This window comes from Paenibacillus sp. EKM206P (genome assembly GCF_011066155.1).
GTDB lineage: Bacteria > Bacillota > Bacilli > Paenibacillales > Paenibacillaceae > Paenibacillus > Paenibacillus polymyxa_D.
Genome location: NZ_JAAMNQ010000008.1, coordinates 146753 through 169766, shown reverse-complemented (window position 1 = coordinate 169766; position 23014 = coordinate 146753). Strand labels below are relative to the sequence as shown.

Below are 23014 nucleotides of genomic sequence, written 5' to 3'. Positions count from 1 at the left end.
GATTTGATGTATGATATGGTGGAATGTAGTCCTTTCGAAGGAGGTCATCATGGGAATTTTGTCGAGGTTTAGGGATATTATGAAAATGAATGTTAACGCCTTAATGGATAAGGTGGGAGATCCGGAGAAAACCATTGACGATTATATGCGAAATTTGAACAGTGATCTAGGCAAGGTGAAAGCGGAGACGGTATCGGTATTGGCTGATGAGAGAAGGGCGAAAAGAGCACTGGATGAATGCAAAGCCGAGATCAAAAAGCTCCAGTATTATGCCAGTAAGTCTGTGGAAGCTGGTAATGAAGAGGAAGCTCGAAAGTTTCTGGAGAGGAAGGGTTTGCAAACGGAGAAATTGGAACAATTACAAACGTCCTATGACTTAGCTTCAGTAAACGCCGTGAATATGAAACAAATGCAGGAGAAGTTAGTGTCCGATATGGGGCAGCTAGAAGCGCGTAGCGCTGAACTTAAAGGGAAGCTGGCGGTTGCCAAAGCACAGCAAACCTTGAATTCTATAGGCAACGGGAATTCTGCTTTTGAGGTTATGGAAGAGCAGGTGAACAGAGCGTATGATGAAGCGATGGCTATAGCCGAGCTTCGGGCAGGAACGAAGGACGACCTGGATGCCTTATTTGCACAATACGAGAAGAGTACGAATACAGAAGATGAATTGGCTGCAATCAAAGAAAAAATCAACCCTAAGGAATCATAACAGTATCTACATGAAGAGGTGAGCAGATGCCGGTTATCGAATACAAATGCCCCAACTGCGGCAGCGGTATGGTCTTTGACAGTGAGACAGGGAGGTTATCCTGTCATAGTTGCGGAAGAGAGGACAATATCGAATCTATTCCTGATCCTCTGATAAATCGTATTTTTTCAGAAGATGAGGCTCATGAGTATCATTGTAATAACTGCGGAGCGGTGATTATGACCGAAGTGGAGACGAGTGCAACGGTGTGCAGCTTTTGTGGTTCTGCCGTGGTTCTCGGGGATCGACTGACTGGGAAGCTGGCTCCAGCGCAGGTTATTCCTTTTTCAATCAGTAAGGAAGAAGCCATAGCTGCTTTCAAAAAATGGTGTAAGAATGGCCGTCTGACGCCGAATCGGTTCATGATAGCAGACCGAATCAAGGGAATAACCGGGATGTATGTGCCTTTCTGGTTATATGAATTACATAATAAAATTGAGGTTCAAGGTGAAGGTACCCAAGTGCGAACCTATACGAGTGGAGACTACGAATATACGGAAACGAAGCATTTTGATGTATATCGGAAAATCCGTTTGAATTATGTAAAGGTTCCGATTGATGCTGCGGAGAAAATGAACGACGAGTTGATGGATAAATTGGAGCCATTTCCATACGATCAGCTAAAACCCTTTAAAACGCCATATCTAGCAGGTTATATTGCGGAGAAGTACAGTTATAACGAAGAAGAGCTTTTCCCGCGAGTGAAAGAAAAAGTGAAGGAATATATTGATGCTTATATTCATTCTACGGTGTCAGAGTATACGGCCGTGAGTTATACGGAAAAGCAAATTGATACTACATTAAAACAAGCGGATTATGTCCTGCTCCCCGTGTGGGTCATACACTATGACTATAATCAATTGGAGCATACGTTTGCTATGAACGGACAGACGGGCAAGGTAGTCGGTAAGCCTCCGATTAGCAAGTTCAAGGTGACGGCTTGGTTTGCAGGCATTTTCGGAATTACTCTCTTTTCATTAAGGTTAATCACTTGGTTGATGATGGGAGGAGAATTCTATTGAAAAGACATAGAGCCATTGTAGCCGTTTTGTTGTTCTTTGCTGTTTTTCTGGCGGTTCCTATGGAAATGAAGGGCGAACCAGCTACGACAGAAATGAAGCCATTGATTTATGATGAAGCGGGTTTGCTTAATCAAGAAGAGTATAATGTGTTGAACACGATGGCTAATCAATACGGAGCGGAAAGAGAAACGGACATTATTATTTATACTACCCTCAATCCCGACAATATGGATGTTATGAAAATGACGCAGGATTTTTATGATGACCATGGTCCGGGGTATGACAGATCTCATGGGAACGCGGTTATTTTAACGATGGATATGAGAAATAGAGAGGTGTACTTGGCCGGATTTTATAAGGCAGAGCGGTATCTGGATGATGACAGGCTTACTAAAATACGCCATGAGATTAGCCCGGATCTGACGAACGGCAACTATGGGCTGGCATTTCAAAAGTATATTCTAGGCGCGCACAAATATTTGGCGATCCGTCCAGGGGTGAACCCAGACAGTATATTTTTTAAAGGCTGGCTTCATTTGGCGATTGCACTGGGATTGGCGGCGATGATCGTGGGCAAGATGGTTTCCAATTCTGGCGGTCGGGTTACGGTAAATCGACAGACCTACGAGGATGCGAACGCTTCAGGAGTTCTGGAGCATCGAGATCAGTATCTTCACACAACGACAACGAAACGGAAGATTGAAAAGAGCAGCAGTAGCAGTAGCTCAGGCGGTGGTGGCGGAACTACCAGCGGCGGTCATTCGCATAGCGGCAGCAGAGGATCATTTTAACTGAGGATTTTGCAAAAATCCTAAACGGAAAGGATGGATACAGTATGGGATTCTTCAGAAATCAATTTGCAAATGTTGTAGAATGGGAAGAATTTAGAGATGATATGATTTTCTGGAAGTGGAGTAATTGTGAAATTAAAAAAGGAAGTAAGTTAATTATCCGCTCCGGTCAAGACGCGATTTTTGTAAATAACGGCAAAATAGAGGGTGTTTTTGAGAATGAAGGGTCATATAACATGGACTCTGACATTATTCCATTTCTATCCACCTTAAAAGGGTTTAAATTTGGTTTTAACAGTGGCATGAGGGTAGAGGTCTTATTCGTTAATACGAAGGAGTTTACTGTCAAATGGGGGACGCAGAATCCAGTGCTGATCCCGACTCCCCAGCTGCCAGGCGGGATGCCGATCCGTGCCAATGGCACATTTAATTTTAAAGTGAACGATTATGTTACGCTCATCGATAAGATTGCCGGAGTGAAGGACAGTTATCTCGTTGAGGATGTTAAAATACGCATTACTTCAGTATTGGATCAGTTATTGATGAAGTGGATCAGCAGAGAAGGAAAGGACATGTTCAATCTGCAGGCGAATGCTTCTGACATTTCAAAAGGTATTCAAGAAGATCTGGATATGCAAGTGATGGACAACGGTATGACGATTACTGGCTTTCATGTGATGAGTTTCAATTATCCTCAAGAGATTCAAGATATGATTACGAAGACAGCCTCTCATGAAATGATCGGTAATCTGCAAAAGTACCAACAAGTGACGATGACGGACGGGATTGCATCGGGTAATGTAAAAGGCGGCGGTGCTGCTTCAGATATGGCGAGTATGATGATGGGGATGAATATAGCAAATGAAATGATGAAGAATTTGAACCCGAATCCAAAGCCTTCGGCTGAGACTCAGCCTACACCTGCTGCCCCCTCTCCATCTGGAGACGGGAATAAGCCCAATTTTTGTCCGAATTGCGGTACAAAAAACGAAGGGGCTAACTTCTGTCCGAATTGTGGACAAAAACTGAACGGGTAACATAGCTACGGTCAAGCTTCTTTATAAGCATAAGGGCAGTTATCGCAGAGTATCTTCTGTGATGGCTGCCTTTTTATGTAGCTCGTTCAAGGAATTTCTTCATAAATCCGATTTATTGGATTGAAAAAGGTACTCAGGATAAGGTACTATAGCTATATAGTATGTATTTATATTAACTAATTAGTCATTACGTTAATAAACTATAGGTATAGGAGCAACGAATATGACCAAATTCCAAGATCAAATCATTGCGCGTTACAAGTTTGATGATGCAGAGAACGTCGGCAAAGATAGCTCAGGGCAAGGTAACGATGGGGTTGCTTCAGGCACAGTAACACCCACAATTTCCCATGCTACCGGTAGAGCGGCATTGACGCTTGAGGGAGGCCCCAACGGTACCTCGTATATCCAGCTTCCTTCCGATCTATTCAAAGATGTAAGCGATAACACCGGTGTGACGGTTACTGCTTGGGTCAACTTCGGCAGATTCACAGATATGTGGGAACGTGTTTTTGATTTTGGTAAAGCCCATACAGGGCCATATATGTTCATGACACGGAATCTGCGCGGAACCCTTTTCACCGAGGCGGATTTGTCCGTAGACCCGGGAAGAGGTTTTGTCAGGGATGAGTGGATGCACATAGCCCTGTCTGTGATCGGCACGGAAGGCGGCACATTAAGCAGTGCAGGTCCGGTGGTATATGTCAATGGTGAGGTGGTAGCGGACGGTTCCATCAGCCAAACCTCTAGTGGTAACTATGCCAAGCTGCGTAAATGGTTCGAAACGTTTACAGACTCGTCCAACTACAGCAACAATTTTATTGGTCGCTCTCAGCATGCGGCGGATGTAGACTTTGCCGGCTCCGTTTCAGACTTTCGAATTTATAAAGCAGGCTTGTCGGCAGATAAAGTCATTGAGGTCATGTGCGATTCGTTGACAGATGAAGAGATCGTGAAGCTTGCCAGAGATAAATATTTGTCCTTTCCAACGGCGATTGTGACCAAGGACTTATCTCTGCCAACCGTTCTGATGGGCGGTAGAGTAGAAGTGACCTGGAAGTCCAGCGAGCCTAGTATACTCTCTGACAATGGTCAGGTGCAGGCGATTACCTCCGCACAAGGGGTTACCGTCACAGCTTTATTGACGAAGGGCCTAAGCCAGATTGAAGAAAGCTTTGAAGTATCCGTTCTTCCTGAACAGCTACCTCCGTACACGCTGACCATTCATGGAGATAAGGAAGTAGTGGATGTCAGCGAAGTGATGTACGGCTTGTTCTATGAAGATATCAATAACGCAGCAGATGGCGGGATTTATGCAGAACTCGTTCAGAATCGCTCCTTCGAATCTTTCGAGTTCGATACGTATTCCCATGCTTCCGGTGAATGCGGCTGTTCTACAGGACGGAACCGCAACCCGTTGTTCGCTTGGTCTGGTGATACGGACAAGATGACTCCACAACATAGCGGTGGATTAAATGAGTTTTTAGGCGCAAAAGACAAAGAAGTGAACTCTTATTATGTGACGGTAGCGGATGGTGCAACGATTCGGAACAAGGGTTTTTCCGACTCTAACCAGAATTGCGCCATGTCCATCCAAGAGGGTGCCAAGTATGAGTTTACCATTTGGGCGAAGGCCGATTCAGCGGGCACAATCACATTGCAACTGCAAGACTCGAATGAAAAGGCTATTAGTGATTCGGTTACGATACAGGTGGAAGGCGGTAACACGTGGAAGAAGTACGGCATCGATTCCAAGCTTGTGCTGACAGGCTCAGCTACGGTTCTCGGGCAGCTGGCGCTTACATTTGAAGGGGACATTTCGGTTGATATGGTTTCTTTATTCCCACAAGATGTATGGGGCGCAGGAGAGGAAGAGCAATCCCCATCGGCACATGCTAACTTCCAGGGAAATCCTAACTACCGATTGAGAAAAGATTTGGTGAACGCACTGGTCGGCATGCATCCGAAGTTTCTGCGTTTTCCAGGTGGTTGTATTTCCGAGGGTTCGTTTATATGGGAAAACGTATACGATTGGAAGGAATCGATTGGGGATATCGAGCTACGCAAGGAAAACTTTAATGTATGGGGCTATATGATGACCATGGGCCTTGGTTATATGGAATATTTCCAGTTGGCAGAAGACCTGAATGCAGTACCGCTTCCGGTTATGGCCTGTGGCGTTCTCTGTCAAGCCCGTTCCGATTACGCTCATCCGGCTGGAGGCGCATTAAGAGAATACTATATTAAGAACTTTACGGATCTGATCGACTTTGCGATTAGTGTGGATTTTGAACATAATGAATGGGCTGCTATGCGTAAAAAAATGGGCCATGAAGCACCGTTCGATCTGCGTTATTTGGGTGTGGGTAACGAGAACTGGGGCACAGAGTTCTTTGCCAACTTTGAAGTGTTCAAGACATCGATTGATGAGTACATGGAGAAAAACTATCCGGGTTATGAGCTGCATATCATCTCTACGGTTGGCGCTCAAGCGGACGACGATGCCTATCAGCAGGGCTGGAAGTTCCTGAGCGGTAATATGAAGGGCTCGGCTAAGGTTGCTTTTGCTGATGGTAACCAGGTGACGGAAGAGACTGTTACCTGGTATGAGAAGCAAAAGGACTATATGGACACCATTGCAGACGAGCACTACTATCGTTCTAACGAATATCTGCTGAATAACGTGGACCGCTATAACTACTACTACAGAGCTTATAACGCGGACGGTAGTATCAATTGGAAAGCGACATCAAAGGTTTTTGTCGGGGAGTACGCCTCAACCGATAAAAATACATTGGCAGGCGCTGTAGCAGAGGCAGCGGTGATGACGGGCTTCGAAAATAATGCCGATGTCGTTCGGTTGGCTGCCTATGCACCGCTGTTTAACAAGGTGCTGACAGATGGAACCTACAGATGGACTCCAGACTGCATCTGGTTCGATGACGAAACGGTGTGGTTTACGCCGAACTACTATGTACAGCAAATGTATGCTAAATATTTGGGAAATAAAGTATTGCGCACTTCTTTCTCTACTTACAAACATGGCAAGCCAACGGATCTCATTCCTCAGGGTGGCATTGAAATCGCGACAGGCAATGCCGACGTTATGATTAAGCGTGTCACCGTTACCTCTAACCAGGACGGCAGTGTGCTGCTGGATCAAGATTTCGCCCAGGAATTAAATTCGGCCTGGCAGGTCATTCCTGGTTCCGTGGGCTACACAGTGGAGGAAGGCAAGGGGCTTGTGCTCAAAGCTCAGGATAGCGGTCTGAATGGTCTGTACATCTTGAACGACAGCTGGAGCAATTACAAGGTAGAGGTGATCGCCTCCCGCATTTCCGGCACGGACGGTTTTTATGTGGGTGCGGGTCTCACGGATATTTCTGCGGAGAAAAAGGACGTTGTCGAATACGCGATCGGCTATGGCGGCAAGGCTACCGGCGTGAAGGTTTACAAGCAAGGCATAGAAGGCTACACATTGGGTGACTACTCTTCCAGTATAGCCGCAGGTAACTTGAGAGCGGCCAGCTATGAAGAGTTGGCCGACAACACGGACTACACCATAACAGTGAACTATGGCGGTGAAACAGGCAGCAACCTGATTTGCTCATATACCGACGGCGTGACAAACAGTAAAGTGCTGGATTATAAGCTGGAGGCTTACAACAGAGACGTGTTCAACTCGGTAACCCAAGATGCTGAGCATGTATATGTGAAGCTGGTGAATGCCGACAACGTGGATAAGGTAATACAGCTGAATCTACAAGATTTGAGTGTTGAGTCCATCGCTAAGCTGGTTACACTAACCGGCGATTCCTCGCTTGTTCATGTACCTAACGTGAACAAGAAGAATGATGAGAAGGTAGTGCCTACCGAACAGCAGATCACGCTTCAGACGGATTCTGTTCTCTTAGACTTACCAGCCAACTCGGTAAATGTGTTGGTGCTGGATCTTAAACCTTTTTCCGCTTAAAAACAAAAAGGGGTGTCCCAAGTAGCCGTTTTATGGCTTTTGGAACACCTCTTTTTTTATGAATAGAGCCGGAATGTTGAGTTGATTTCCCCGACAGGCATTACTGCGTGCTTCTGTTCACCAATTCACGTGGGTTAATGCCATCGTCTATCGTTAGCGGGGTAGGGGCTCCCGTAGCGATTCGCTCCCAGGGTACCATTTTAAAATTCTGATTCAACTTTTTCCCATTTTGGAGATTTTCGTCATCTTGTGCAACGAAGATACCATGAGGGAAATTCCTACCTAACCCGTAGCCAAGAACATCAATACCGTCTGTGACAGACGTACCGTCAACGGTTGGGCTTGCGCTGATCGTAAAGTTGCTTATATATGCATTGTCGCCTTGTCGTTCATAGATCGCATAGCTACTGTTTCCTTGGCTGGAGGCCATGAGATATCCTTTGCCATCTTTACCGTAATACAATGTAAGTCCTTCTATATCATCGTGAAGTCTGCGCCCATCTGCAATATCCACACGTCGCAGCGGCTCGGTTGAACCGTCTGGCTCGGCACTATACTTCCAAATAGCGTAATCCTCTTCAGCGATGTAGACCGTGCCATATTCATCATCAGCAACCATGCCTTCAGATTGCGTACTCAGCTTGAACTGGCGGACAAGCTTACCTGCAATTTTGCCGCTTCCGTCATCAGTCAGCTCATATTGTTCAAATTCACCCTCTTTGCCCAAAACGAGCGCGTAAAATTTATCTGTCTTGAGGCTATGGTATAGGCTGAATCCGTATACTTCTTTCATAGATGCTTTAATAGGTTTGCCAACCACGTTGGTCAGCTTTCCTGATGCACCGTCAATGGCAAAGATATCGATCGTGTTGTTGGTTCGATTGGTCGCCCCTGCGATATCTATTTTTTTTCCGCCCAAGGTGAAACCGTAACGAAGATCCACGTTATTCATTTTTCCAACCTTCATGTTTTGCAGTTGCTTGCCTTCCAGATCATAGACTAAAATCCCGCCGCCTTTATTGGTTGCTAAAATTCTACTTTTCTCTGGATCGGCCGGGTTGAGCCAGATGGCAGGGTCGTCGGCTGCGTCTTCTCCATCCTCCACAGCTTCTGTTTCAGCAGAAGGGATCACTTTATAGGTGGGGACTGCGTCCTTAGGATCTGCATATTTGCTGTTCTCTGCTTCAAGCGCTGTAAGAAGTTTTGTAGGAAGATATACATTTCCATTCATCATCTTAATTTCCCGGTCCGCTTTTCCGCTTAGTCCAGCTAGACGATATTGCTTCTCACCCACTGTAAAGGTTCCGACAATGCCATTTTTCAGCTTGACCAAAACAGACTGGTCATCACTATCCCATGTAATAGTCGCCCCCATTTTATCTGCCTGTGTTCGTAGTGATGCATACCCGGATGGCTGAATGTCTGCCGCATGGGTCAGTTCTGGTGATACCAGAACCCCTGTTAACATGGCTAATAATGCGAGTTTAGTTGACTTCATATGTATGCCCCTTTGCTGAAGTGAAAATGATATAACCGACTCAGTATAAAGCGAGAATATCAAAAGGATACAATGAAAATGTAAAGAGAGTGTAAAGGAGGTGTAAGCATTCAATGAACTGGTTTCCAGTATTGTTGTCTATAATTCTTTGGAGACATTCCGAATTTTTCTTTAAAGCATTTGGAGAAATAGCTTGCTTGGGAGAATCCCGTTTCCTCCGTAATTTGTTGAACGGACCAGTCAGTTTGCAGCAAAAGACTACGCCCTTGATCCAGTCGATAATCCATTAAATATTCAAGCGGTGTGCGCTGGAAGGCGACCTTCATACATCTAGCGAGATAGTTCTGATGTACGTGAAAATGGGTCTCCAAATCTTTATTGGTGATTGTATTTTTGTAATTCTGTTTTAGGTATATTTCGATCTGTTCCGCCAACTTAGAGGAGCTGTCTTTATTATTCTGATCATACTCCAAACTCTGAAAAACATTCACAAACGTCTGTTGGGCCTCCCAGAGTGCCAGTTTTCTAGGTTTTAAAGTAGAGGCTAGTAAATAGTCTAATTTCGAAAATAGCTCATGTGGATTCACCACTTTTTGAATTTTAGGCAAATGAATGGTCGTATGTTCTGAATGAAAATGCAGCTCGGGAATGGGAGTGCTGGGTATAATAGGATTGGACGAGGATTGTGCGCACCACATGCTATTGGTTTGAAAATGGAACCAGTAAAAGGAGGTTTGTTCTGTACATGCCTCAATGGGAAAATGATGTTTATCCGGTTCAAGAATGAGAGCGTAATTTTCAGTTACCTTCCACACTTCGTCCTCTTCACCAATGTGCAGCAATCCTTCTTTAATGATTATTACGTCAAAATAACCCAGATTATACCTATTCGGGTGCCAATCCCCTTTTTGATATGTAGTAAAATTCCCCTCAATGAAATAAGGCAGTGGAGGAACAAGGAATGATAGAAAGTCTGTTTTGCTCATGGAAGCCAGCTCCTTTGTGTGTGAAATCGTATAAGTTTTAGTTAAAGATCGCGATTTTTTTTATAAATTCAGGTTGATAAAATAAGGACTGTAGCAAGGGGAACTCAGGTTAGCTTGTACGATATTATCAATACTTTATCCTTATTTTTCAAAAAATGAAAGCGTTCTATTTACAGGAAGGGATGTTTATCCAATGAAAACGGCAAAGCCAGTTAAGCATGTCATCGTTGACGATTTATTTTGGAAAAAGTATAAGCAGGTTGTGGCGGAAGAGGTTATTCCTTATCAGTGGAAAGCATTAAATGATGAATTACCAGATACAGAACCCAGTCATGCGATTGAAAACTTTAGGATTGCAGCCGGGGAATCCAGTGGGGAGTATTATGGAACCGTTTTCCAGGACAGTGATCTTGCCAAATGGCTGGAGACGGTTGCCTTCAGCTTAAGGGATCATCCGAATCCTGCGCTTGAAGAGCGGGCTGATGAAGTGATTGAATTGTTGGGCAGAGCTCAAGCTGAGGATGGGTATCTGAATACGTACTATCTGCTTAAGGAACCCAATAATCGCTGGACGAACCTAAGAGACAATCATGAGCTGTATTGTGCAGGGCATTTTATAGAAGCGGCTGTTGCTTATTATGAAACGACGGGCAAAACGAAGTTTCTTCACATTATGGAGAAATACGTAGACCTGATTCAGCAGGTTTTTGGTACGGAAGAAGGGAAACGGAAAGGCTACCCGGGACATGAAGAAATTGAGTTGGCCTTGATCAAATTATACGACGTAACTGCAAAGGATCAATATCTCAAATTAGCGCAATATTTTATTGAACAGCGGGGACAGCATCCTATTTACTTTGCAGAGGAACAAGAACAGAGAAAACATATTCAAACAGAGCCCACCTGGAATGATGAGAACAACATTAATTTTGGTTTAGGCTTCGAATACCAGCAAGCACACCAACCTGTGCGGGAACAAAAAGAGGCAGTCGGCCATGCAGTAAGAGCGGTGTACCTGTATATTGCGATGGCGGACTTGGCCGCGAAAACAGGGGATGCTTCCCTGTTACAAGCCTGTGAAACACTGTGGGATGATGTCACGAATCACAAAATGTACATCACCGCAGGGATCGGTTCTACTGTAAACGCGGAAGCGTTCACTTGCCATCACGATCTTCCTAATGACAGCATGTACTGTGAGACTTGCGCCTCTGTAGGGCTGGCCTTTTGGGCCAATCGTATGTTGCGCTTAGCGCCGAACCGGAAATATGCCGATGTGCTGGAGCGTGCGCTATACAACGGGACGATTAGTGGGATGGACCTGGACGGGAAACGATTTTTCTACGTGAATCCGTTGGAGGTTAATCCCTTTCAAAAATCCAGAAAAGATCAAGAGCATGTAAAAACAGAACGGCAAAAATGGTTTTTCTGCGCCTGCTGTCCGCCCAATTTGGCACGAATGATTGCATCGGTTGAGGACAATATGTACACCCAAACGGATGATACGTTGTATACGCATCTGTACATTGCCAGCAAGGTGAACATGACTTTATCTGGTCATGAGGTTGAAATTACACAAACTCATCATTATCCATGGGATGCGGATCTAACCTTTTCGATCCACGTAACAGAGTCGACTTCCTTCAAATGGGCATTTCGGATTCCGGGTTGGTGCAAGCAGGCAGAGGTAAAGGTGAATGGGGAAGCCATATCATTAGACCATTTGGAAAAAGGCTATATCGAGATTCAGCGTACTTGGAAGGACGGAGATGTGGTAACTCTGCATTTGGCTATGCCAGTTGAGCGCATTCGGAGCAATCCGCTGGTCTCCATGAACCAGCAGCAAATTGCTCTCCAACGCGGACCAGTCGTGTTTTGCCTGGAAGAAGTGGATAATGGAGCGAATTTGGCAGGATTAAGATTGACGAAGGATAGTCTTATTACGGAAGAGTTCAGCGGAAACCTGCTGGGTGGCATTGTAAAGCTGACCATAGAGGGACACCGGGTAAAAAATTCGAATGCATTATACAGCTCGGAGCCCCCTGAATTTGTTCCTCAACAAATTACCGCCATTCCTTACTACGCCTGGTGCAATCGGGCTAAAGGGGAAATGCGTGTATGGGTTTATGAATCATAATTCATTCGCATGGGGAGAGGAAAGATCATGAGTACGAGAATTGTGAGTACAGAACCACCGGAAAAGGCAACCAGTACCGTTCCTTTTCATCGTAAAATCAGCTATTCATTAACGGATACGGCCGGCAATCTGTTGTACTGTGTCATTTCCAGTTATCTATTATATTTTTATACAGATGTATTCGGTCTTTCTATCGGGATTGCCGGGACATTACTATTTATCACCCGTTTTATTGATGCTATTGATGCCCCGATTTGGGGCATCCTGATTGATCGAACGAAGTCAAAATACGGCCAGAGCAGACCCTATTTTCTATGGTTAGCAATCCCGTTCGCTGTGTTCATGGTCCTTACGTTTACGACGCCCAATTGGAGTGAGTCGGGCAAAATTGCATATGCCGCCATTACGTATATCATAGCCGGCATCCTGTACACAGGAATTAGTACGCCGATTACGTCTATTCTGCCTAACCTGAGCACCAATTCTAATGAACGCGTCGTCTTGAACTCCTTCCGCATGGTAGGGGGGAATGTGGGCTTCTTCATCGCCACGACGTTTACGTTACCTTTGGTTGCTTTCTTTGGACAGGGGAATGATCAAAAAGGATTTTCCTTAACGCTCGTTTTATTTGGAATCATGGCGATTATTATGTTTTTCATAGCGTTTGCCGATTTGCGAGAAAATGCAGCAGTGAAAACGAAATCCGTTCCCATTGCCAAAAGCTTCACAGCCATCAAACGAAACTGGCCCTGGATGCTCGTTGTAGCTGCCAACTTGTGTTACTGGATCGGTTTGAATATTCGTTCAGCTACGCTAATCTTTTATCTGCAATACAATCTGGACAGTAAGGATTTAGTACCTTTAATCAATGGACTGACCTCCTTACAGTTGATCTCGATGGTTCTGATTCCGTTTTTCGCCAGAAAATTAAGTAAAAATGCGATTATGATTATCGGATTGATATTAGCTGCGCTGGGTCAAGTCGTGATTTTAATGGGAAGTACAGACTTAACTCTCATTATTATCGGCTGGATTATTGGTGCGTTAGGATCAGGCTTTGCATGTTCTATGCCGTTTGCGATGTTGTCAGATACAGTCGATTATGGGGAATGGAAAAATGGTATTCGGGCAAGTGGCTTCCTGACCTCTATTGGAAGCGCATTCTGTATTAAAGCGGGTAGCGGAATTGGCGGATTATTGCCAGCATGGATTATGGGCAGCACCGGTTACATCGCTGGGCAAGTTCAAACCCCTACGGCGTTGTCTGGCATTCAGTTCAGCTTTATCTGGCTGCCATTTATCATCTTCTTGATCGGGATCATTCCTATGTTTTTTTATAAAAAATTCGAAAAGAATGAAGCTTCTATTCAACAAGATTTGATTGCGAGAAGATCATAGACATTCTTTTAACAAGGTTTTAATGACATATTAAGGCATTATAATACTGCTGCAAAACCTGTTCACTGAGCTGAGCAGGTTTTTCTGTTATTTTCTATTCAAATGTGAGCAAGACCATTGACAGGATTTTCTTTTGGAGCAATACTTCTATGTAGAGAAAAGTGTACAGAATCAAGAACTAGACACATCTAGCCTTGCAACTTTATACATTTTTTCGCCATGAAGGCTCTTCTGTTGAAGGGTTTTTTTCAATTTGAGAAAAAGAATGTGATGATATGAGTCAACTGAGTGTAAGGATGAGAACACATGGCTTTCTGAATAAGCATTTTTCAGGAGAGTCTATTGATTATCGACAGATGATTGCGCTGTTTATCCCGCTGCTGATTGATCAGGCTTTTATCGTGGGTCTTAATTTGGTGAACACGGCCATGATTAGCTCGTCGGGGATGGCGGCAGTCAGTGCCGTAAATATGATTGATTCTTTGAATATTTTTCTGATTAATGTGTTTGTCGCAGTGTCTACCGGGGGAACGGTTGTCGTGGCACAGTATAAGGGGAGCGGTAACGACCTCATGGTTTCTAAAGCCGCATCCGGTACCATTTCCTCCGTTTCCTTGCTGGCCTTATGTATCAGTTTGTTTATGATCGTGTTGTACAATCCGATTTTGAGTGTTCTGTTTGGTTCCGCCTCGCCTGATGTATTAGCTAACGGTAAGGTATATCTACTGGGAAGTTGTATGTCTTTTGTGGGGATTGCAATCGTTGAGGCGGTGTGTGGAGCGCTGAGGGGGATCGGGAAGACGAGGGCATCGCTGGCTCTTTCTCTCATCATGAACCTCTCGTACGTGCTCCTCAATGTGGTATTCATTAATGTATTGGATATGGGTGTGCTGGGCATGACGATTGCCGTCAATGTGTCCAGATATGCAGGAGCAGTGTGCGCGCTGATCTATTTGGTCAGGGTAGATGATGACTTGCGTGTTCAGCTTAGAGATATGCTTTACTTTAATCTGGCCATGCTTAAAAAGATTTTGTTTATCGGGCTTCCCTTTGCAGCGGAGCAGATGTTTTTTAATGGGGGGAAAATTTTAACCCAAATTTTCATTGTGAGCCTGGGGACCAATGCGTTGGCGACGAATGCCATTTGCTCATCCCTAGCTAACGTGTTCCAAATCCCTGCGAATGCTTTGGCTCTTACGATTGTAACCGTGGTCGGTCAATGCATGGGACGTCGAAATGTTGAGGATGCCCGCAAGTTTACCAAATCGTTTATTTGGCTGTCGTCTTGTTCGTTTATTGTCATGGGTCTCATTCTGATGCCTTTATTTGAGCCGATGGTGGGGCTGTTTCATCCGCCTGCCGAAATTGTAGATGACATATTTGTTGTCATACTGATTAATACGTTGGCCCAGATTCCGCTCTGGTCCATTGCCTTTATTACGCCCTCTGCGCTAAGGGCAGCAGGGGATTCAAAATTTACGTCCCTCACCTCAATGCTGTCTATGTGGTTGTGCCGGGTGGTGCTCGGGTACATTTTGGGCATTGTGTTCAACCTGGGGATTGTTGGTGTCTGGTTGGCTATGGATATTGAATGGGGCGTGCGGGGACTCGTCTTCCTTTGGCGCTTCCGCGGCAACAAATGGGTCCAGCATCGTTTGATCGACTGAATAGGTCCACTACTATAAAATTGACTTCTGGATGAAGGCATTTTACGGTAGTGGATTTTTTTCCATTCCTATACTCCGTTCAGACTCCTTACTCTATCCTGATTCCTATATTGCCTAACTGCGCTCCCTGCTGCATACGGTGGAAGGCTTTTGCTGTGTCTTGTAGAGGAAATACGCTATCTATAATCGGATGGAGTGCATGGCGCTCCATGAACTGAAGCATAGCTGCGAATTCCTCGCCACTGCCCATAGAGGTGCCGATGATGCTGATTTGAGGAAAAAATATAGACCGCAGTGGAATCTCTACTTGATCTCCTGAGCTTGCGCCAAATGTAACAATCCGACCGTTTGGCTTGAGGACATCCAAATATTTATCGAACGTAGCAGGACCGATACTGTCAAGGACCAGATCCACGGTGTCTCCGTTCATATTTTCTTTCCATCCGCTATGGCTGTCGAATGCATGATTAGCGCCATGGGCGAGGGCAGCCTGCCTCTTTGCTTCGCTGCGTGATGTGACGCTTACCCGTGCACCTACCGCTAAAGCCATAAGCATGGCATACGTGGCTACACCACCGCCAATACCGGGAATGAGGACGTGCTCACTCTGCTGTAATTGGCCTCTTGTGAAGAGCGCGCGGTAAGCGGTCAAAGCAGACAAAGGCAGTACCCCTGCTTCTTCCCATGAAAGGTATGCTGGCTTGCTGACGGCGTTTTGGACGGGGATGATAACCGATTCAGCGAATGTCCCGTCCGAAGGTCCGCCCAGAATGGCTGGAACTAAGGGAACATGATGCGTATTCTCCCATCCGATACATGGATTGATCATTACATCGGTGCCTACCAGCGAGGTTGGGACGCCAGCACCCACAGCCTCGATCACACCTGCTCCATCGGATCCGAGAATGAGTGGAGCATCGTTGGCAGCTCGATCTGCCATGAGGAATAAGTCCCGATGGTTCAAGCCTGCGGCTTTGAGTTTTACCCTCACCTCATCGTTCCCTGGCTGTCTGTCCGTAACGTCTGTATACATCAGACCCTCAGGGCCGTTTTTGCTGGCATGTATCACGGCTTTCATTTTAAAACCTCCCGTGGTGCGAATTTAGATGCAATTGCATATATATTGAATTGTACAGAGCGGCAAGCATCCGGTAAAATGAACAAAATCGAACGTGAGTATCACAAATGATCATACCAAGCAGGTGACGTATACATGGAAAGCAGTGATTTGAAAATTTTTCGGGCCGTCGCTCGCGAGGGCAGTATCACGAAGGCTGCGCAAGTTTTGAATTATGTACAGTCCAATGTGACCTCGCGGATTCAGCAGCTTGAGGCACAATTGAACGTACCGCTATTTCGCCGATCTAACCGGGGAATGACGTTAACGCCAGCAGGAGAGAATCTGCTGAAATATGCGGATACCATACTGACCTTGCTGGACGAGGCTGTAAAGTCCACTCAATATTCAGACCAGCCCGCGGGACCTTTGCGACTGGGCTCGATTGAGACGGCGGCGGTTACGCATCTGACCTCTTTATTGATGGAATATCACGCTCAATATCCTGATGTCCATCTATCGCTTATGACAGGCAGCACCCATGATCTCGTACAAAAGGTATTAAATTACGAATTAGATGGAGCGTTCGTCTATGGCCCTGTCGATGATCCGCATATAGAGCATGTTGCGGCGTTTGAAGAGGAGTTGGTACTCATCTCGGAACCGGGAGAAAGTGATATGAGCAAGTTGCTTGCCAAGCCTATGCTGTTCTTCGACGTAGGCTGCACGCATCGTACAAGAGCGGAAAGCTTTCTGAGCGAAGCAGGTGTGGATGCGTATCAGGTTATGGAGTTTGGGACATTGGAAGTCATTTTGGGTGGTGTAGCTTCTGGCCTGGGAGTGTCCATGTTGCCACAATCGTCGATTGCAAAGGCAGAGGAGGCGGGAAGTATTGCTTCTCATCGTTTACCTGAGGAATATCGTAAATTAGAGGTGTGGTTTGTTCATCGGCGGGATTCGGTTTACTCCAGTGCACTGTCAGGCTTGCTCCATTGGATGAAAAAGGATGCTATACTTAACTAGGATTAAATTGACATCAGGGGTGTATCATTTGGAAGAACCTAATTTATTGAAAAATCCATCTACAGTAGCTCCGGGAGAATTTGTGAGGAATGGCGGTTATCAGCGACGAGAACCGGATAAGATGGCAGTATTATCAGAAACATACGGTGCCTCTATCTTTTTCAGAAGATGGGCGGCTTGGATGATTGACTTCATTCTTATCGTCTTTGGGTACGGAGGGCTGGTATATTTTACAGCGGAAAAAGTAGCTGAAGCGGAAACCCCAAATATGGGTATGGTAGTGATGCTCTTCCTGATCGGCTCCTTCTGCTATTATCTGTTACTGGAAGGACTTACAGGCTATACGCTGGGCAAGTTTGTACTTCGTATTCAGGTTGTGAATGGAGAAGGAAGGCCGCCAGGCATGGTTAAATCCTTGATCCGCACTCTCATACATCTGGTGGATACGAATCCGCTGCTTTTCATGGGACTGCCCGCCGGTATATGTGTGCTGGTGACACCTCGGAAACAACGGATTGGAGATATGGCTGCGAATACATATGTGGTTAAGGTAAGGGATTTGGGAAAGGTGGGCAGAAAGAAAACCGGAATTATTGCAGGAGCAATCATCCTGACGACGATCATTTCAATTGTCTTTGCTGTATCTTTGATTTCTACGCTCATTACGCAAATCATGAAGCCTGAGGTATTTACCAGTAAGGATAGCCAGTTTGCGGTTACGGCTCCCTGGAATTGGTCACGAGATAATAGGATTAATGAGGATGCGGACATCGCCATTAAAAATGAATTGACCGAAAGATATCTGATTGTATTGTCTGAACCGAAAAGCGATTTTGACAGCAGTATGACTCTTCAAGAATATAAAGGAATCATTGAGGATCATTTGGTGTCAGGAATTACGGACCCTGAATTGGGGACCGCTTCAGATATGGTGGTGAACGGATATCCTGCCATTGAGTTTACCCTAAAAGGAAAAATAGATGGGAATTTGGCCATGTATAACGTGACCACGATTGAAACACCTTCGCATTATCATCAAGTGCTTGCTTGGACCTACGCCTCGCGATACAGCAGGGCACAGCAAGAGCTGCGCAAGATTAGAGACAGTTTCCGCGAAATGAACATGCTGTGAAGTGAATATGTAGCAATAACAATGAATCGAAGTTATAAGGAAGTAAGTGGAACAAGCAGACAGCTTATAGGAGCGTCTGCTTGTTGTTTTATAAGCTTCCTTTAAAAAAACGAACATCAAAACGCAGTAGGCGGAATAGTAGATTTATATAGATAATTTGATCATACAATAGAGTGTCTAATCACTCGTAATCCAGCTACTTTCGCCACTTTGCCTTGTGGATGGGCCTTGAATTGAATCGTAACTTCATTCTTGTGGTTCGTCACAGATAGAGGAAGCTCATAGACGAACGTTTCGAATTTATTCATTTCCTCAGACTCCAGCTTGCCTTCCCCTAAAATCAGGCCATCCGCAGTGATGTCAAACTCACTATGGGGACGGCTCAAGTCCTTCAAATAAGTAACCGCCAATTGGACAGGCTCATCCGGAAGCACCTTCATGACAAAAGAGAACCAGCCCCCAGGCCAGGTATCGCGATATTTGCGGTTATAGATGGACCCTAGACCTACATGCTCTCCAGTAAAGGCATGATCCCGTTCAGGCTGCATTTCGGCAGGCTGCACAACGTCCACTGTAAGTCGTTCCAGCTCTAGCTGATACGCTAACGCGGTACGATATTCTGCCTCGGTTGCTGTCCATTCGTCCTTGGAAAAGAGATCCCAATAAACGGTATATGAACGATCATACATCTGATAAAACGGACGAAGCTGCAAGTCTCCGATATAGCCTAAGTCGGTCATATGGAATGTATTAGGCTCGTTCCCGTCAGCAATCAGCTTCGTTGTCAGGGAATCGGTCGATCCGATCAGAACAGACGCAAGCAGACGTTCCTCGTTGGACTCCTGTTCAACAGGGCCAAGGTCCCCAGCCAGTACAAGCGGGCCGTACATAAAAGCAATTCGGTGTGGATTATCCGGCATTTCCTCGACTCTCACGGTCATAGGAATATCGTACTCGATCGTATCCCCATTGCTCCATTCCCGTTCCATTACAACGTAGCTGGTAGGACAGGCCTCTGTGACGTACTCTTCCCCGTTGATTTTAATCAGCATCCCTTGCTCCGCCCAATGCGGGCATCTTAGCTTGATCGCGAAGGATTTGGGCTGCTTGCTGATAACGCGCAGCGTTCCCCGTCCATTTTGCGGAAAGAGAGTGTCTTGTTTGAGCTGTACGCCCATCTCGTCCCATGTCACGGTAGAAGGGACATATTGATTGACATAGATCGCTTCTGGCGTGTGAAAATAAATTGCAGTGCCGTACATGGAGTGACTTTCCATACCGGACCCGACACAGCATGTGAAATCCTCATATTGAGAATTAAAGGACTTGTGTCCTCCCATTTCCAGCGATACAAAATAGCACACACGTCCATCTACAGGCTGCTGTGAAGCTAGAATATGATTGAACATCGCTCGTTCATAGTAGTCGGCATAGGCTGCATAGGCGTCCCACTCGAACATATGTCTTGTTAATTTCAGCATATTGTAGGTGTTACAAGTTTCACAGGTACCTTCGCCCAAACGGTCATTCAGCTTCCCAGGTTCACCAAAATGTTCATTATAACTATTGCCGCCGATCACGTAGGAATGCTTGTGAACCACCCGATCCCAGAAAAAGCGAGATAGGTCCGCATATTGCGGTTTCCCCGTCATTTCAAATTGCCGTGCAGCGCCAATGATTTTGGGGATTTGCGTATTGGCATGTCGCCCTGCCAACGTATCTTGGCTATCTGCGAGATCATTTAACACCTCTCCGTGATAAAAGCGTTCCGCCAGACTCAAAAAGCGTTCTTCTCCCGAATGTTCCGCCAGATCCGTTAGAACCTCATTCATACCGCCAAACTCGCAATGCAGCACCTGCTGCACCTGATCATCGTCCAGTCCTTGAAGTACATCCTCCAGCCAGTTGCCGAGTTTGATTTCTATAGACAGGGCCTTGGGATGATGCGCCAGCAGATGGGCATCACGCAAGCCCGCAAAAAGTTTGTGCATGGTATATAGCGGCACCCAGCCACCGTTCAGATCAAAGCCCTGGGAGCGGATATCTCCGGCTTTTACTTCCTCAAAAATCTCTTTCCCACGTGGAATGCCGGAAATGTATCCGTTTCCATGACTGTTTTGGCATATCTCCAGTTCGTCGACTACATAGTTCACGCGTTCCAACAGTCTTTCGTCGCCTGTGGAGGCAAACATCAGTGCACAGCCGGACAGGTAGTGACCGAGTGTATGTCCGCTGATGCCACGCGCTTCCCAGCCTTCATAGTGAGCCGCTTTGGGCTCCAGTCCCGCATATTCACGAAAGCGCGATAATAAACGATCGGGTTCCAAACTCAGCAGGTAGGCCGTATTCAATTCCATCGCATGTAAAAGTGGGCCGGAATCAATTCTTACTTTATGCAAGTCAAAAGCTTTAGCTTTCAAAATCATCGCTCCTTAGCTAAGATGAAAGTGTATATTTCTCCACTACATTAGCATTGGAATCGCGGTATGTCAGTAGCTTAACCATACAATGGGTGGACAAATCCGAACATGAATCTAAAGAGGCGATAACATGACCTATCTAAAAGTAAATGTAGATGCTCCGATCCAACTGATCTCGGCAGGCGAGTTTGTTTCCGAGGTGCCTTGGAAGCATATGAGTCGCTCCATTGATAATTTTGAGCTGATCCTGGGTGTCCAAGAGACGGTATATATACGAGAGGAACGGGATGACTTTGAAGTAGGCGAGGGAGATATTCTATTGCTTTACCCCGGTCGTACGCATAAAGGATACCGGGAATCGTTGCCGGGCGTGAAATTTTATTGGTTTCATTTCGATGTTCCCATGATCCCGAATGTACTATCTAATGAGGAAATGAAGCAGGAAACAAGTGCTTTGGATGGGCTTTTGCAGCGTCACGGTGTGATGCGTGATATCTATTTACCGCAAAGTGTACAGGCAGACAACGGGGATCGGATTCATATTATCGTCAATCAGATTTTGCATGTAGCCAACTCACATTATCTTACGTATCACAGTGCCAATTATTTGTTCACCTCGCTGCTGATCGAGATATCAGAACTGGCGCTTAGCCGCTTGCTTTCCAATCCTGCTCATTCACAGGGGAATGTGAGTTTTAACAAAATTATTGAGTGGACCCGAATTCATGCCGAAGAGCCGCTGACCGTGACGGATTTAGCTCGAAAATTCAATTATAACAAGGATTATATCTCTCGTTTGTTCAAGCAAAACACAGGTATGCGCCCCTTGGAGTTCATTCACAGTATTCGTATCAACAAAGCCAAAGAGTTGATTTCCCGTACAGATATGAGCATTAAGCAGGTTGCCGAAGAGGCAGGCTATACCGATGAGAAGTATTTTATGCGTTTGTTCAAAAAGAGAGCCCACATGACTCCTTCCCAATACCGGAATGCCTATCACAAAACATTTATGAACAATGTCTAGCGCATTTCTACTAAAAGTTGGGTGCCACCGTCCATAGGAGGCAACTGGTGCAGTATTTGGTCAATTGACGGAGTCACTTAATATGGTAATCTGAGGGAAGGGTTTAAATGGTTGCAGGCTATGTTATTACTTGATGAAAAAGGGGCGAGCGAGATGCTACAACCACCATTAAAGGATGAACTGACTCGAATACTGGAAGGGTATTCACTGGATGAAGATTTAAAAGAAGAGATTCATCAGGAAGCACAAGCTGCTATACAATTTCATGTGGAGCATGAGGAAAACTACGAACACATTGGAAATAGTCGGATCGCCGGCTATCCAGATCTGCCACCCACGATAGAGTGGCCTTGTAATTTAGACGGGGAATATTATACGTTTATTGCTCAAATTAATTTGAGTGAGCTGCCTTTTTCACCATTTGAGGGATTGCCTCATCAGGGCATACTATACTTTTTTCTTGGGCTGGATGAGCCCGCCTATGATATTGACCATAAAATCTTTTACTATAACGGTGACAGCAGCGCTTTGCAGAAAACATTACCGCCCGCTGGGTGCGTAGAGGTTTCGGCAGAGCAACGAGATTTCACCGCCTATGCGATTTCCTTTCAGCCGATTATTACCCTTCGGTCGGAGGGTGAGCTAGGAGATATTCTTGTAGATCAGTACGAAGAGCTGTATGAGCTTGTATGTGAACAAAGTGACACGGTGTGGGGGCAGCATCAATCTTTTGCAGGGAACACCCGGCGGGATGCTTATCTACGCCGAAACGGGCTTGAGGGTCTTCTGTTTAACTGGCATAAGAGTGAGAGTCAGATTCATAAGGAAATCGAGCAAGCTACGCATAGGGGAAGTACGGATTATGCGGAGCATTTACGATCCGAAGTGCTGCCTCAGCTACAAGAATATCAAACGAATCGGGAAAAGCACGATCAGGCTTCGGAAAATTGGCATGTTCTGCTCTCGGTCTCTTCTTTGGACGAGGTTGGTATGTGCTGGTGGGACGCAGGGTATTTGGAATTTTTTATAGATCAAAGAGACTTGCAAAACCTTGACTTCACGCGAACATATGTCAATCTAGCTACGAGCTAGCTAAAGTTC

General features: G+C 45.5%; 16 protein-coding genes. 12 read left to right on the top strand and 4 right to left on the bottom strand.

Features of this window, described 5'->3' with window-relative positions:
• Window positions 1-49: 49 nt before the first annotated feature.
• From G9G53_RS17430 to G9G53_RS17410, 5 genes are all read left to right on the top strand, one after another.
• Window positions 50-709: a PspA/IM30 family protein gene (locus G9G53_RS17430; protein WP_165149338.1), complete on the top strand. Its 660-nt coding sequence runs from the start codon at window positions 50-52 to the stop codon at window positions 707-709.
• A gap of 26 nt (window positions 710-735) precedes the next feature.
• On the top strand, window positions 736-1770 hold the full coding sequence (locus tag G9G53_RS17425; protein WP_165149336.1) for a TFIIB-type zinc ribbon-containing protein: 1035 nt from the start codon (window positions 736-738) through the stop codon (window positions 1768-1770).
• Complete coding sequence (locus tag G9G53_RS17420) at window positions 1767-2561, top strand: TPM domain-containing protein (protein ID WP_165149334.1); 795 nt, start codon at window positions 1767-1769, stop codon at window positions 2559-2561. Before G9G53_RS17425 ends, G9G53_RS17420 begins: the two co-directional genes overlap by 4 nt.
• Before the next feature lie 44 nt (window positions 2562-2605).
• Window positions 2606-3598, top strand: a complete 993-nt coding sequence (locus G9G53_RS17415; RefSeq protein ID WP_069010171.1) for an SPFH domain-containing protein — start codon at window positions 2606-2608, stop codon at window positions 3596-3598.
• 223 nt (window positions 3599-3821) lie between these two features.
• On the top strand, window positions 3822-7571 hold the full coding sequence (locus tag G9G53_RS17410; protein WP_165149332.1) for an alpha-L-arabinofuranosidase C-terminal domain-containing protein: 3750 nt from the start codon (window positions 3822-3824) through the stop codon (window positions 7569-7571).
• 100 nt (window positions 7572-7671) lie between these two features.
• Here G9G53_RS17410 and G9G53_RS17405 read toward each other — a convergent pair whose 3' ends face one another.
• Both G9G53_RS17405 and G9G53_RS17400 read right to left on the bottom strand, forming a co-directional pair.
• Window positions 7672-9069 (bottom strand): phytase, encoded by a 1398-nt coding sequence (locus tag G9G53_RS17405; RefSeq protein WP_165149330.1) that lies wholly within the window; start codon window positions 9067-9069, stop codon window positions 7672-7674.
• 110 nt (window positions 9070-9179) lie between these two features.
• Window positions 9180-10055, bottom strand: a complete 876-nt coding sequence (locus G9G53_RS17400; protein ID WP_069010168.1) for a helix-turn-helix transcriptional regulator — start codon at window positions 10053-10055, stop codon at window positions 9180-9182.
• Window positions 10056-10248: 193 nt separating this feature from the next.
• On the opposite strand from G9G53_RS17400, the gene G9G53_RS17395 reads away from it, so the two are divergent.
• The 3 genes from G9G53_RS17395 (at window position 10249) to G9G53_RS17385 (ending at window position 15257) form a co-directional block, all read left to right on the top strand.
• A complete protein-coding gene (locus G9G53_RS17395) occupies window positions 10249-12192 on the top strand; it encodes a glycoside hydrolase family 127 protein (RefSeq protein WP_165149328.1) in 1944 nt (647 codons plus the stop codon).
• Between the two features lie 27 nt (window positions 12193-12219).
• On the top strand, window positions 12220-13590 hold the full coding sequence (locus G9G53_RS17390; protein ID WP_029516920.1) for an MFS transporter: 1371 nt from the start codon (window positions 12220-12222) through the stop codon (window positions 13588-13590).
• Window positions 13591-13865: 275 nt separating this feature from the next.
• Complete coding sequence (locus tag G9G53_RS17385; protein WP_069010166.1) at window positions 13866-15257, top strand: MATE family efflux transporter; 1392 nt, start codon at window positions 13866-13868, stop codon at window positions 15255-15257.
• 88 nt (window positions 15258-15345) lie between these two features.
• Here the strand turns inward: G9G53_RS17385 and G9G53_RS17380 are convergent, their stop codons facing one another.
• Window positions 15346-16335 (bottom strand): zinc-binding dehydrogenase, encoded by a 990-nt coding sequence (locus tag G9G53_RS17380; RefSeq protein ID WP_165149326.1) that lies wholly within the window; start codon window positions 16333-16335, stop codon window positions 15346-15348.
• 135 nt (window positions 16336-16470) lie between these two features.
• Between G9G53_RS17380 and G9G53_RS17375 the strand changes: the two genes are divergently transcribed.
• Window positions 16471-17337: a LysR family transcriptional regulator gene (locus tag G9G53_RS17375; protein ID WP_165149324.1), complete on the top strand. Its 867-nt coding sequence runs from the start codon at window positions 16471-16473 to the stop codon at window positions 17335-17337.
• Window positions 17321-18469: an RDD family protein gene (locus G9G53_RS17370; protein ID WP_165149322.1), complete on the top strand. Its 1149-nt coding sequence runs from the start codon at window positions 17321-17323 to the stop codon at window positions 18467-18469. The genes G9G53_RS17375 and G9G53_RS17370 overlap by 17 nt, the downstream gene beginning before the upstream one ends.
• Window positions 18470-18630: 161 nt before the next feature.
• Here the strand turns inward: G9G53_RS17370 and G9G53_RS17365 are convergent, their stop codons facing one another.
• Complete coding sequence (locus tag G9G53_RS17365) at window positions 18631-20889, bottom strand: glycoside hydrolase family 127 protein (protein WP_165149320.1); 2259 nt, start codon at window positions 20887-20889, stop codon at window positions 18631-18633.
• Window positions 20890-21019: 130 nt separating this feature from the next.
• On the opposite strand from G9G53_RS17365, the gene G9G53_RS17360 reads away from it, so the two are divergent.
• A complete protein-coding gene (locus tag G9G53_RS17360; RefSeq protein WP_165149318.1) occupies window positions 21020-21913 on the top strand; it encodes an AraC family transcriptional regulator in 894 nt (297 codons plus the stop codon).
• Between the two features lie 153 nt (window positions 21914-22066).
• Complete coding sequence (locus tag G9G53_RS17355; RefSeq protein WP_165149316.1) at window positions 22067-23005, top strand: YwqG family protein; 939 nt, start codon at window positions 22067-22069, stop codon at window positions 23003-23005.
• The last annotated feature ends 9 nt before the right edge of the window (window positions 23006-23014 follow it).

Bases quoted from the DNA above. Each gene is read 5' to 3' on its own strand.
- G9G53_RS17430 (WP_165149338.1), top strand. From the start codon at position 50: ATGGGAATTTTGTCGAGGTTTAGGGATATTATGAAAATGAATGTTAAC.
- G9G53_RS17425 (WP_165149336.1), top strand. From the start codon at position 736: ATGCCGGTTATCGAATACAAATGCCCCAACTGCGGCAGCGGTATGGTC.
- G9G53_RS17415 (WP_069010171.1), top strand. From the start codon at position 2,606: ATGGGATTCTTCAGAAATCAATTTGCAAATGTTGTAGAATGGGAAGAA.
- G9G53_RS17410 (WP_165149332.1), top strand. From the start codon at position 3,822: ATGACCAAATTCCAAGATCAAATCATTGCGCGTTACAAGTTTGATGAT.
- G9G53_RS17405 (WP_165149330.1), bottom strand. From the start codon at position 9,069: ATGAAGTCAACTAAACTCGCATTATTAGCCATGTTAACAGGGGTTCTG.
- G9G53_RS17400 (WP_069010168.1), bottom strand. From the start codon at position 10,055: ATGAGCAAAACAGACTTTCTATCATTCCTTGTTCCTCCACTGCCTTAT.
- G9G53_RS17395 (WP_165149328.1), top strand. From the start codon at position 10,249: ATGAAAACGGCAAAGCCAGTTAAGCATGTCATCGTTGACGATTTATTT.
- G9G53_RS17390 (WP_029516920.1), top strand. From the start codon at position 12,220: ATGAGTACGAGAATTGTGAGTACAGAACCACCGGAAAAGGCAACCAGT.
- G9G53_RS17385 (WP_069010166.1), top strand. From the start codon at position 13,866: ATGAGTCAACTGAGTGTAAGGATGAGAACACATGGCTTTCTGAATAAG.
- G9G53_RS17380 (WP_165149326.1), bottom strand. From the start codon at position 16,335: ATGAAAGCCGTGATACATGCCAGCAAAAACGGCCCTGAGGGTCTGATG.
- G9G53_RS17375 (WP_165149324.1), top strand. From the start codon at position 16,471: ATGGAAAGCAGTGATTTGAAAATTTTTCGGGCCGTCGCTCGCGAGGGC.
- G9G53_RS17370 (WP_165149322.1), top strand. From the start codon at position 17,321: ATGCTATACTTAACTAGGATTAAATTGACATCAGGGGTGTATCATTTG.
- G9G53_RS17360 (WP_165149318.1), top strand. From the start codon at position 21,020: ATGACCTATCTAAAAGTAAATGTAGATGCTCCGATCCAACTGATCTCG.
- G9G53_RS17355 (WP_165149316.1), top strand. From the start codon at position 22,067: ATGCTACAACCACCATTAAAGGATGAACTGACTCGAATACTGGAAGGG.